This is a genomic window from Desulfurellaceae bacterium (assembly GCA_021296095.1).
In the GTDB taxonomy this organism is placed as follows: domain Bacteria; phylum Desulfobacterota; class Binatia; order Bin18; family Bin18; genus JAAXHF01.
This window is the reverse complement of sequence record JAGWBB010000086.1, coordinates 1-10,902: the sequence shown is the minus strand read 5'-3', so window position 1 is coordinate 10,902 and position 10,902 is coordinate 1. Positions and strand designations below refer to the sequence as shown.

General features: G+C 64.0%; 11 protein-coding genes. 4 read left to right on the top strand and 7 right to left on the bottom strand.

The window, feature by feature from the left end:
- Window positions 1–218 precede the first annotated feature (218 nt).
- Both J4F42_17775 and J4F42_17770 read left to right on the top strand, forming a co-directional pair.
- The gene (locus J4F42_17775; protein ID MCE2487368.1) at window positions 219–443 is read left to right on the top strand and encodes a type II toxin-antitoxin system Phd/YefM family antitoxin; all 225 of its coding nucleotides are present in this window, start codon (window positions 219–221) and stop codon (window positions 441–443) included.
- On the top strand, window positions 440–826 hold the full coding sequence (locus J4F42_17770) for a type II toxin-antitoxin system VapC family toxin (protein ID MCE2487367.1): 387 nt from the start codon (window positions 440–442) through the stop codon (window positions 824–826). Before J4F42_17775 ends, J4F42_17770 begins: the two co-directional genes overlap by 4 nt.
- A gap of 59 nt (window positions 827–885) precedes the next feature.
- Here J4F42_17770 and J4F42_17765 read toward each other — a convergent pair whose 3' ends face one another.
- The 5 genes from J4F42_17765 to J4F42_17745 all read right to left on the bottom strand — a co-directional run bounded on the left by J4F42_17765 (window position 886) and on the right by J4F42_17745 (window position 7,382).
- A complete protein-coding gene (locus J4F42_17765; protein MCE2487366.1) occupies window positions 886–1,593 on the bottom strand; it encodes a hypothetical protein in 708 nt (235 codons plus the stop codon).
- An 8-nt stretch (window positions 1,594–1,601) separates the two neighbouring features.
- Window positions 1,602–2,363 carry a 2,3-bisphosphoglycerate-dependent phosphoglycerate mutase gene (locus J4F42_17760; protein ID MCE2487365.1) on the bottom strand — a complete coding sequence of 254 codons (762 nt, stop codon included), beginning with the start codon at window positions 2,361–2,363 and terminating at the stop codon, window positions 1,602–1,604.
- 93 nt (window positions 2,364–2,456) lie between these two features.
- Complete coding sequence (locus tag J4F42_17755) at window positions 2,457–4,346, bottom strand: mitochondrial fission ELM1 family protein (protein MCE2487364.1); 1,890 nt, start codon at window positions 4,344–4,346, stop codon at window positions 2,457–2,459.
- A gap of 12 nt (window positions 4,347–4,358) precedes the next feature.
- Window positions 4,359–6,101, bottom strand: a complete 1,743-nt coding sequence (locus J4F42_17750) for an ABC transporter ATP-binding protein (GenBank protein MCE2487363.1) — start codon at window positions 6,099–6,101, stop codon at window positions 4,359–4,361.
- A gap of 27 nt (window positions 6,102–6,128) precedes the next feature.
- A complete protein-coding gene (locus tag J4F42_17745) occupies window positions 6,129–7,382 on the bottom strand; it encodes a CDP-alcohol phosphatidyltransferase family protein (GenBank protein MCE2487362.1) in 1,254 nt (417 codons plus the stop codon).
- 224 nt (window positions 7,383–7,606) lie between these two features.
- Here J4F42_17745 and J4F42_17740 point away from each other — a divergent pair, with 224 nt between their 5' ends.
- The gene (locus J4F42_17740; protein MCE2487361.1) at window positions 7,607–8,446 is read left to right on the top strand and encodes a nucleotidyltransferase family protein; all 840 of its coding nucleotides are present in this window, start codon (window positions 7,607–7,609) and stop codon (window positions 8,444–8,446) included.
- A gap of 37 nt (window positions 8,447–8,483) precedes the next feature.
- Window positions 8,484–8,771 carry a hypothetical protein gene (locus J4F42_17735; GenBank protein MCE2487360.1) on the top strand — a complete coding sequence of 96 codons (288 nt, stop codon included), beginning with the start codon at window positions 8,484–8,486 and terminating at the stop codon, window positions 8,769–8,771.
- A 16-nt stretch (window positions 8,772–8,787) separates the two neighbouring features.
- Here J4F42_17735 and der read toward each other — a convergent pair whose 3' ends face one another.
- Both der and J4F42_17725 read right to left on the bottom strand, forming a co-directional pair.
- Complete coding sequence (der, locus tag J4F42_17730) at window positions 8,788–10,185, bottom strand: ribosome biogenesis GTPase Der (GenBank protein ID MCE2487359.1); 1,398 nt, start codon at window positions 10,183–10,185, stop codon at window positions 8,788–8,790.
- 12 nt (window positions 10,186–10,197) lie between these two features.
- Window positions 10,198–10,902 (bottom strand): zinc-binding dehydrogenase (locus tag J4F42_17725; GenBank protein MCE2487358.1); only part of this gene is annotated, 705 nt, incomplete at its 5' end.

Sequence of the window (10,902 nt, the reverse complement as noted above, 5' to 3'; positions counted from 1 at the left end):
CTTGACGGGCTTCTCTCCCCGCGAATGCCATCATTACTTCCAGCATTGTGGCTACAGATAATGGTGAACCGCTCTAGGTTTTCCGTGCCGCCACATCCCCGAACCGCCGATCCTGCTTTTGGCTTGTGTGACGGATAGGTCAGAGCAGTCTTGACTTAGCTTAGATCCTAAACTAAGTCTAAAAATAAGACTAAAATATGCCGAACGGAGGGAGTTGCATGTCCACCGTGAATATCCATGAGGCCAAAACACATCTCTCCAAACTGCTTGATCGGATGCTGACAGGAGAGGAAATCATTATCGCCCGAGCCGGCAAGCCACTCGCCCGTTTACTGCCGGTTGAGGAGCGTCTCCCCCGTGTTCCGGGGATTGCCCGTGGCAGGCTGACGGATGCCTTTTTTGAGCCGCTTCCCGAGGATGAGTTACAGGCCTGGGAGCGATGAAGGCGCTGCTCGATACCCATGCCCTGCTGTGGTGGCTGTTTGACGACCCTCACTTATCCACCGCTGCCCGAGACTGCATTGCGAATGCCGGGAATGAGATTCTGGTGAGTGCCGCCTCGGCCTGGGAAATTGCCACAAAGCACCGCATCGGAAAATTGCCCGAGGCTGGAGATATTGTTCGTCGCTTACCCACGTATCTCCGCCAGGCGCGCTTTGCTGAACTGAGTGTTACCGCTGACGATGGCCTGTTGGCGGGCTCCCTACCGGGTCCACATAAAGACCCCTTTGATCGGATGTTGATTGCCCAAGCCAGACTCCGCAGTCTGCCGGTTCTCAGCATTGATCCGGTTTTCCATGAATATGGCGTGACGGTGGTCTGGTAAGGGCGAAGCCTGGATGGATTGGTAATGGAATCTACGGTCTCAGCAGTGCGGACTTGGGGTCAATAGCCCTTCGATTTTCCGCCCAACAGCCGCCGTATGCGGTCCACGGCCGAATAGCGGTTGATGACAACGATAAAGACTTTTCGCAGCTGACCTTCCGGACACTCCAGGGTGCGCACGCCGTGCCACGAGTTGTTTCTGCGCTGAAACAACAGGCTGCGGTTGCCCGAGGTTTGGGACACGATGCGCCGATCAAAGTCCTCAAACCGAGGGGCTGAGCTGCGCGCAAAACGCCCGCCATCGTCCAGGATGAGGGTTTCGCCTCCCCAGGCCGGGTTCCACTCTGCATTACAATAAAAGATATGCGAACCGAGTTTGTGTTTGGCGTCACAGTGGGGGGAGACCGAGCAGCCCCGGGGCGTGTAGTGCCAGTGAAAGCGCAGATCAACGGCCCGCACGCCAAACATGCGGCAGATAAAGCGTCGGTAGGTGCTGCCGGCCAACTCGTCGATGAAGTCCTGCCAGGCCGGTGCGAGTTGGAGGCCGGGACTGTATTCCAGCCCATAGCGGTCGTGCCTGTGCTGACCGTGGGCGCGTTGAACGCCAAATAGACGGGTGAATTGCGACACTGCGGGCAGACTCTCGACCAAGCGCTGATAGCCGGTCGGGGTGAGCAGGCCGTGCGGATTGACCCACGGATAGGGGTGTTGGGCCTGAAAGGTGTGTGGGTCGAGGGCGTCGAGCCGATCAAAATCAAGGTACGCCATGGCCGAGCCTAGTCCGGGGTGGGAGACGGTGTGGAACCAAAAGCCGAGCGCACCCAGCGGTGCAGTTTGGGGGAGCGTCTGAGGTAAAAGCGACTGAGCGGTTGGCCACTAGGGCCAAACTCGTACACCAAGGGCTCGCCGGTCAGGGGTCTTTTGATTTTTGGAATCGTCGCCTCCGGGACGCTGTCGAGATAGGTCATGAGCGCCCGCAGGCTGTTGCCGTGGGCCACGACCAGGACGCGCTGGCCGGCCTTGAGGCAGGGCAGGATGGTGTCTTGCCAGTACGGCAGCACACGGGCTCGGACGTCTTTGAGGCTCTCTGTGCGTGGCAGGTCAGCCGCAGCCAACCGACGGTAGCGCGGATCGTGGCCGGGAAAACGACGGTCCCCGGGATCAAGCGGCGGCGGGCAGATGTCAAAATGCTGCTGCCACAGCGTGACCTGCCGAGGGCTGTATTGCTCGGCCGCATCGACGCGGCTGAGGCCCTCGAGCGCGCCGTAGTGGCGTTCGTTCAAGCGCCAGCTGGTATGAACCGGCAGCCGCGACTGTCCCAGGCTGTCGAGGACGATGTCCAGGGTTTGCCGGGCGCGCTGGAGCACGGAGGTAAAGCACACGTCAAAGCGGTAGTTGGCCCGTTTGAGCAGCCGACCCGCAGTTTCGGATTCTGTGCGGCCGGCGGGGCTGAGCCTGACATCGGCCCAGCCGGTAAAACGGCGCTGCTGATTCCACACGCTCTGGCCGTGGCGCAGAAAAACAAGCGGGATAGTCATGATATTTCCGAACGCTGCTCTCTTCTTGCATGATCGGTCACCATCGTTCCTCTTTCAAAGGCGAACGCTGCTCTCTTCCTCGATGATCGGTTATCATCGTTCGCCTTTCAAGAGACGCCGAACCTGCTCGGCGACCGTGTCAAACTCTTGCAGCTGCGGGCGGGCGGCCAGGCTCAGCGGCTCACCAAAAAAATGGGCAAAGTCGTGTTCGACCAGCGCCCGGTGGAGGGCGTTCACATCCCGGCGGGGCTGAAGCGTGCCGCGCTCGATGAGCCTGCCGCACACATAGGCCAGGCCGCGCTGGGGACGCACCGTGCCGCGTGTGTTGCGACGCGGCTGTTGGGCGCGCCGGACCAGCCATTCCTTGAGCCGCACGCCGAGCGCGGCCGGGCGTTCGGGCAGCGGGTAGATATACAGCGGCTTGTCGGTAGCCGCAGCTTCGGCCAGCATGGACTCGCTCTCGCCGGTGACCACCAACACATCGGCTAAGCTGAGATAGGCGAGATACGGGTTTGCCGACTGTCCGGCCTGCCACACGTGCAGATGCTGGACAGGGCCGAGGGCGTGTTGCAGGGCCTGGCAGGATTGCGTCCCAGTCCGCCGGCTGGTGGTGACAAACAGACTCGCCCCGACCTCGCGGGCCCAGGCGCGGATCGCCTGTCCCAGCTGTTGGGCTGTGTCCGGGTCAAAACGATAACGGGCGGTTGCCCCGCCGACGAGCACGGCAACGCGAGGATGGGGGGCGGATTCCAGCATCTCGCACCATGCCGCAGCGGCCGCCTCCAGGCGCTGTTGGGTGACACGGCTCAGGGGCGCCAGGGTTTCAATCCGTCGGGGGTGGGGGGGCTGACGGAAGTGACCACAGCTGACCGCAATATCCGACCGGTCGGTGAGGTGAGCGCCTTTGCGGCCGAGCAGCACCAGCCGGGTCTTGCCCTGGCTGCGGTCCCGAATCCAGCGCGCCACCCGCGTCGGCCGCCAGCCGGCGCTGATCACGATATCCGGCCACGGCGCGGCCAGCCGGTCCGAGCGGGCACGGTCAAGACCGATACGGCTTGCCCCGCGCACGCCAAACAGGCGCTTATGGAGCGTGGCCGCCCCGGTGAAAGCCAGCCGTTTCTCCTCATACGGCCAGCCGAGCGCGTCGGCCAAGCCGAGCGCCTGGGTCGTGTGGCCGGGTTTATCGGCCGTGAGCACCCAGACCGACGGAGGGGCGTCGGGCTCGGGACAGGCGGCCGACATGCGGTAGGCGGCCTGGTCGGCGGCGCGTTCCAGCCCAAACCAGACGTGGGCAACCGGGTTGCGCTGGTAGGCGTAGCGCTCGGGGAAAGGTTGCCAGGGCTGGGCGTGGATGGTGGTGTAGTGCAAGACCTTGGAGTCGCCCGGCCGATACTCCTCGTCCCGTGCGTTCCAGGCCGGGTCGAGCACACCCCACTCGGCTGCGGCGCTGGCCTCCAGCGTTTTGCGGCGGGTGTGTTGGGCGTCCTGGAGTGACCAGACGGTGGCCATCCGCTCACAATCCAGCAACATGACCGAGGTATCGCGGGGGCCAATCGACACAAAGCCGTGCGATCCCAGATCGGTATCAAACAGCTCACCCGGATCGGCCAGATAGACCTGATCCACATCGTTGTAAATCGCCCGTCGCATGCCCAGGCTGGCGGCAAAGTGTGGGATGGCAAAACGATAATTGGTAAAGCCGGTCAGCCAGCCCCGGCGGTCAAAGCCGGCCAGGTCTGTCATCAGATAGATGTCATACACCCGGCCCGGATCGCGCACCTGTTCTATGGACCACAAAAAAACACGCTCGGCCCGGTGCTGGGCCGGCTCGGTGCCGACAAAAAGACACACCGGCGGCTTGGGGCTCGGCCGCGCCCCCGGCCGTACGTCCAGCCTGATCGGTTCGGGGACGCAGGGAACGCGCCGGTCGGTTAGCAGCGGAACGAGCCGTGACAGGCTGCGGAGTGTTTTGGACAGCTTCATATAGGTTCTTTTTCAGGCCTGCGCCTCGTGCCGGTGTTCCAGCCCCTGGCTCAGTTGCTCCATCCTGCCGCCGGCCAGGCGGTAGACTTGGTCGGCGGCTTCGAGCAACGCGGGCTGGTGTGAGATAGCCAGCAGCGTGGTGTGTCCCCGCAGGTGTTGAACGGTGGCGCAGATGGCAGCTTCAGTGTCCGGGTCGAGCGCCGTGGTGGCTTCATCCAGAATGACGAGCTGGGGCTGATGCACGAGCGCCCGGGCAATGGCGATGCGTTGACGTTGGCCGCCGGACAGGCGGCTGCCCCGCTCCCCGACCGGGGTGTCGAGGCCGTCGGCCAGGCCAACGACAAACTCCCAGGCCTCGGCCGCCCGCAGCGCGGCTTCGGCGTCGTTGCGGCTCAGGCTCGGATCGCCCAGGGTCACATTCATCAGCACGCTGTCGTGCAGTAGCAGGGTCTCCTGGGGAACATAGCCGACCGCCCGGCGCCAGGCGTGCAGACTCGTCTGGTCGAGTCGGGTATCGTCGATCCAGATCGCGCCCGACTGGGGCTGAACCAGACCGACGATGAGATCGACCGTCGAGGTTTTTCCGGCCCCGGACGGCCCGATCAGGGTGGTCAGCCGCCCGGCCGGAATACTCAGAGAGACCGTGTCGAGAATCGTCTGGTCGCCATAGGCGAGGCTGACCTCCTCAAAGCGGAGCGCCCGGCTGAGGCGGGGGACAGGCGCCTGGGTCGGCCGCAGGGCTTCGCGCTGGGTCTGGGCTTGGTCTATCCTGTCACGCAGGGACCAATAGGCGCTCTCTCGGGCGACCAGGCGTTGATACTGGCGCTGGACTCTGCCCAGGCTGCGAAAGGTGCGCTCAAACAGCACGGCCAGGACGACAAGCCGGTCCAGAGACAGGGACCAGCGACTTAGCGCCAGGTACAGGCCACCGACCAGAGCGGCCATGACCAGGGGCTCTTGCAGGGCGCGCAGGGCTTCCCGGCTCAGGACCTCGCGGCGCAGCGCCTTGTTCAGGCGTTGGGTGCCTTTTTCCAGCAGAGGGGCGGTGAGCGTCTCACGGGCCATGGCCTTGAGCGGTTTGACCGCAGACAAGACATCGGTCAAGCGTTCCAGGAGGATCTTGAGGAGTTGGGTCTGGCGCGCACCGGCCCGACGCGACATGCGGACCAGGCGGCTCAGCACCACAACAAGCACTAGGCCAAAGCCGGCTGCGGCCAGGCTGGCCCGCCATGACACGGCAAACGCCAAGCCGGTATATAGCGCGGTCTGGATGCTGAGCGAGATGATCGTCGCGCCAAACAGATACGCCTCAGCCGCCCGGGTCGCTTCGGTGGCAAAGGCGTTGGCAAACCCCCCGACCGGCTGGCGGGTGTAATACTCCCAGCGGGCGGCCAGCAGCGAGCGCAGCAGGGACAGGCGCAGGTCGGTTGCCACATGGGCGACGGTATAGCCGACCTGTCGCTGGGCGATCAGGACAAAGACCGCCTTGAGGCCGAGGCCGCCGACAATGACCAGACACAGCGTCCCGAGATGGGGCTGTAAGCCAAAAATCGCCAACCCGTTGCTGACCTGCTGTTCAAGCCAGGCCGGCGGCTCATCCGTCCCGGCGGCGGTCTGATCCGTGACCGTCATGCTCAGCAGCGGCAGCAGACTGGAAAATCCGATGCCTTCAAACACGGCAGACACGAGGAGACAGCCCAGCACCAGCGCGCTGGGGTAGGGATAGGTCCGGGCAAAGACAAGCAGCAGGTGCATGGCGGTGTCTCGGCGGATTGCGGTGTGTCAGCCGCGCTTCTTCGCCGCCAGCTCGGCCAGCGGACCGGTGGGCCGGGCGTTCCAAAAACGCACCAGCCGGTCGGCGTGGAAGACGAACGAGGCCACTTGCCAGGCCACAATCAGATAAAAAATCGGAATCGGCAGGCCGACCAGCAGGCCGACCATGAACAGGGGCAGGTTGATGTTGCGACGCGAGATGAACGTACGCATGATCTCGTCCAGCCGGGTATAGCCGTGAATCGAGCGGCCGTGCCGCCAGCTGAACACGCCGGCCACAATACGATCCAGGATATACACCCCGGTTATCCACAGCGCAGCCTGAAACACCGCCGAGTCAAGGTCTGCCTGGCTCAGCCCCCAGGCCCAGGCCGCATACCACAGCGGCGGGTGGACAATATCCAGGCCGTGATCCAGCCAGTCGCCCAGACGCGAAGAACGAAAGGTGAGCCGCGCCAGCTTGCCGTCAACCGAGTCCAGTACGCTCATGGCGTAGGCGCACACAAAGCCGCTGACCCAGGAGCCCAGGCCGAACAGCGGGATCGCAGCCAGGGTGAGAACGATGCTGACCAGGGTGACGCTGTTCGGGTGGACCCGCCAGCGGGCCAGGGGCCGGACCATCAGCCACACCAGGGGCGGGTAAACGTATTTGGTGAAAAAATCGGTCGAGCCTTTGTAGTTTGACCAGAACAGAAAGCGCTCGGCCGCGTCTCGGCTGGTCGAATCGGTGATGCCAAACAGGTAGAGCGGCAGATCCCGACGCAGCTTGGGGATGTACGACGGAACCTCGGCCAGGGACAGCTCAGAGAGTGTGCCGCAGGCGAGGTAGTGCTGGGCCAGGGCTGTAAGCCGGGCTTCGGGCATGGGTTCGGTCGGAACCTCGTGTTCAAGGCGCAGCAGGGCAGTGCGCGCCTCCCCCTCGCCGCCCATGGCCGCATACGAACCCGGACGCTGCGCCACATGGTCCAGCAGGCGGGCGTCAATAATGGCGTGGCCCTCGGTCGCGATGAGCGCTTCGCCGTCCGCCCTGGCGACAGCTGCGGCGAGCTGGTCTTGCACCGAGCCGGTCGTCCGCTCCCAGCGCACGGCGAGACGGCCGAGGTCGGGCAGGCGGGGAGGCGGGGTGTCTTTGGGCAGGACGACACACACCTCGGGCCGATCCAGCTCGGCTCGGCTGATTGCCTGGAGCTGACGTTCGAGGAGGCTCATCCCGAACACGCGCAGTTGACTGCGCATATCTGTGGCGTCAATCCAAATGCGCATGACCTTGTCTCGGTGCGTCCCATAGCCTATGGGGCGGTCAATCCAGCGTCAAGCTGGGACACAGCGGTAGGGGCGGGTTTCAAACCCGTCCCTATTGAGGTGAGTTGTCTCGGCGCGAGGGCCGGAGTGAGAGAGGATCGTAAGAGGGGACTGGTTGAATATGGACGGGCGATTACAATAGCCGCATGCCCGAGGACGCAAAAGTGAAACGTGATGACCTCGTGATGAGGAAGAGATCACGTTTCACTTTCCAGCAAACGGCCCGAGCCGATCTGACCGTCCTGGTGCTGGCAGGCCGTCGTGGACCGAACGAGCCGCTGGCTCAGGCGGCGGGCTGTAGCCACAAGGCGCTGGTGCCGATCCGGGGTATTCCCATGCTGTCGTGGGTGCTGCGGAGTCTTCAGCCCTTGCACGGGCTGCGGCGGTTTGTCGTCAGTACCGACGATCCGAGCAGCCTGGACGCCATCACCGAGCTGCGGACACTGGCCGAGGCCGGTCTGCTCCAGTTCGCGCCGGTGGGGGATTCGCCCAGCGCCAGCGCCCTCGGCTATGTCCGGCAACTCAGCGCCGGAGACCTGTTGCTGGTGACTACGGCCGATCATCCGCTGCTGACGACCGAAATGCTTGAGTATTTTTGTCACGCGGCGCGGACGAGCGACGCCGACGTGATTGTCGGCGTCATGGCCGAGTCGCGTTTCCGCACCGCCTATCCCGATTCGAAGCGGAGCTTCATTCCGTTCCGGGACGAGCGATTTTGCGGCACAAACCTGTTTGCCCTGCGCGCCGGCCCAGGCGCCGAGTCGGCCGCAGCCTTCTGGCACCACAGCGGGCAGTTCCGCAAGCGTCCGTGGCGCCTGCTGAGCACCTTCGGGCTATGGAATTTTGTGTGGCTGGTCCTGCGCAGACTGGACGCCGAGGCCGCCCGACAACGCGCCGAGCGGGTCATTGGGGCGCGTATTGCGGTCGTCAGGATGCCCTTTGCCGAGTGCGCGATTGATGTCGATAATCCGGCCGATCTGGCTCTGGTGACCCGGATTATCGACCGGCGGGAAACCCCGGACTAACGTCTGGGACAAAAAACCGCTACATACAGGAACGATGATGAGACGGAGCCCGCTCGGCGTATTAGTGGGGATAAGCCTGGCGCTATCCGCCTGTGTTTCTCCGGCTAAGCGCTGGGACGATTTCGAGCAATACATCAAAAAGTCCATTGAGACGCCGCTGACCCCAGCCGGTCGGTGTGAGCAACGGGGCGGCTTTCCGTACGAGGAACAGTGTTACCAGCCGAGCTATGAGTTGTTCGGCGAGCAGGACTGTCGCCTGCGTGGCGGGCTGTACTATGAGGACGAGTGCTTTCTCCCCGAGAGTGACCGGATTGTGATCGAATAGGGCCGGTCCTGGTGTGTCAGGCTGGCGTGGTCTTGCGCTCCTTACGCCGGGTCCGAAAGCTGAGTCTGACCGGGGTGCCGGTCAGAGGAAAACGTGCGCGGAGCTGATTCTCAAGATAGCGCGTATAGTCCCTGGGTATGGCCTGGGGGGCGCTGGTATAGATGGCGATGACCGGCGGCTTGGCCGAGACCTGGGTAGTGTAGAAAAAACGGGGAGTTTTGCCCCGATAGCTGGGCGGCGGGGTTCGCTCGGTCCATTCTTTCAAGCAGCGGTTTAACTGGACGGTCGGGAGGTGCGTGGCATGCGCCTCGGACACCCGTTCAATCAGCGGCAGCAGGCTGGTGACCCGGGTGCCGGTGAGCGCGGACACAAAGACGATGGGCAGGGGCAGGGTGACGGCAAACTGCCGGCGCAGGCCGTCCTCATAGCGGGCCGGGTTTTTACGGTCGGGTGGGGCCAGATCCCACTTGTTGACGACCAGAGCCACGGCCCGACCCCGGTCCCAGGCATAGTGGATCAGCCGCGCATCCTGGTCGGTCATGCCCTGCTCGGCGTCGATGACCAGCAGGCACACCTCGGCCCGTTCAATCGCTCTGAGGGCGATCAACACGCTGGACTGTTCGATCTGCTCGTGAATGCGGGGACGGCGGCGCACGCCGGCCGTATCGACCAGCCGGATGGAGCGGCCGTGCCAGTCAATCAGGCTGTCCACCGCATCCCGGGTGGTGCCGGGGGTCGCATCGACGATGGAGCGCTCAAAGCCGACCAGTCTGTTGAGCAGAGAAGACTTGCCGACGTTGGGCCGCCCGATAATGGCCACCGGCAGGGCGGTGTCGGCAGCCTGCTCTGGAGGCGGAGTGTCTCGCTCCCACCCCTGGGTCAGCCCGTCAAGCAGGTCGCCGATGCCCAGGCCGTGGGCGGCCGAGATCGGATACAGGGGCGCGATGCCCAGGCTGAAAAAGTCGCTGACCAGTGTCGCGTGTTTTTGACTGTCAAGCTTGTTCACCGCAAACAAGACCGGCTTGCGGCTGCGCCGCAGCAGGTCTACGGCCTGGGTATCGGCCGGATTGAGGCCCTCGCGGCCGTCAAACAGAAAGATCAGCGCATCCGCTTCGTCAATCGCCAGCTGGGTCTGGTGCTGAACGCGGCCGACGACTCCTGCGGTTTCCGTCGGGTCGATCCCGCCGGTATCGACCAGGACAAACTGTCGCCCCCGCCACGTCGCACGCACAAAGTTCCGATCCCGGGTCACCCCCGGGGTGGCATGCACCACGGCCTTACGATTATGGCTTAATCGGTTGAAAAAGGTCGATTTTCCGGCGTTGGGCCGCCCGACAATGGCCACCACGGGCAGCTGGTCGCGCTGGGCCGGAGAGTCGAGGTCTTGCGACGGGGTGGATCGTGTACGCGCCATGGCGGGTATCGCTCAGTACATGATGACACTCCGGGCGACCTCGCCCCGCTCCATCCAGTCGAACGCCGCGTTGATGTCTTCCAGCCCGATCCGACGCGAGACCAGCTCGTCGAGCTTGAGCTTGCCCTGCATGTACAGGTCGAGCAGGCGGGGCATATCGACACTGGGCCGAGCCGAGCCGTAGATGGAGCCCTTGAGGGTCTTTTCCTGCAACAGCGAAACCGTCGGGATGGTCAGCATATCGTCGGGTTTGGCCACACCCACGACCACCGCGGTGCCGCCGGGTCGAATCGAATTGTAGGCCTGGACCGCAGTGTCCGAGCGACCAATGACCTCAAACGCATAGTCGGCGCCCAGGCCGTCGGTCAGGCTGAGCACCTGATCAACCGGATCGCCGTCTTGGGGGTTGACGCGGTGGGTCGCCCCGAACTGGGTCGCTAGCTCCAGCTTGGCAGCGTTCAGGTCCACCGCGATGATTTTCTCGGCCCCGGCCAGGACCGCGCCCTGAACCGTGTTCAGGCCCACACCGCCACAGCCGATGACGACCACGCTGGTGCCGGGCTCAACCTTGGCCGTGTTGATCGCCGCGCCCACCCCGGTCATGACCCCGCAGCCAACCAGGGCCGCAGCTTCAAACGGCACGTCGGAGCGAACCTTGACTACCCCGCTATCCGGCACCACGGCGCATTCGGCAAAGGATGACACGCCGGTGAAGTG

Bases quoted from the DNA above. Each gene is read 5' to 3' on its own strand.
- J4F42_17765 (MCE2487366.1), bottom strand. From the start codon at position 1,593: ATGGCGTACCTTGATTTTGATCGGCTCGACGCCCTCGACCCACACACC.
- J4F42_17750 (MCE2487363.1), bottom strand. From the start codon at position 6,101: ATGCACCTGCTGCTTGTCTTTGCCCGGACCTATCCCTACCCCAGCGCG.
- J4F42_17760 (MCE2487365.1), bottom strand. From the start codon at position 2,363: ATGACTATCCCGCTTGTTTTTCTGCGCCACGGCCAGAGCGTGTGGAAT.
- J4F42_17740 (MCE2487361.1), top strand. From the start codon at position 7,607: ATGAGGAAGAGATCACGTTTCACTTTCCAGCAAACGGCCCGAGCCGAT.
- J4F42_17755 (MCE2487364.1), bottom strand. From the start codon at position 4,346: ATGAAGCTGTCCAAAACACTCCGCAGCCTGTCACGGCTCGTTCCGCTG.
- J4F42_17735 (MCE2487360.1), top strand. From the start codon at position 8,484: ATGAGACGGAGCCCGCTCGGCGTATTAGTGGGGATAAGCCTGGCGCTA.
- J4F42_17775 (MCE2487368.1), top strand. From the start codon at position 219: ATGTCCACCGTGAATATCCATGAGGCCAAAACACATCTCTCCAAACTG.
- J4F42_17770 (MCE2487367.1), top strand. From the start codon at position 440: ATGAAGGCGCTGCTCGATACCCATGCCCTGCTGTGGTGGCTGTTTGAC.
- der (MCE2487359.1), bottom strand. From the start codon at position 10,185: ATGGCGCGTACACGATCCACCCCGTCGCAAGACCTCGACTCTCCGGCC.
- J4F42_17745 (MCE2487362.1), bottom strand. From the start codon at position 7,382: ATGCGCATTTGGATTGACGCCACAGATATGCGCAGTCAACTGCGCGTG.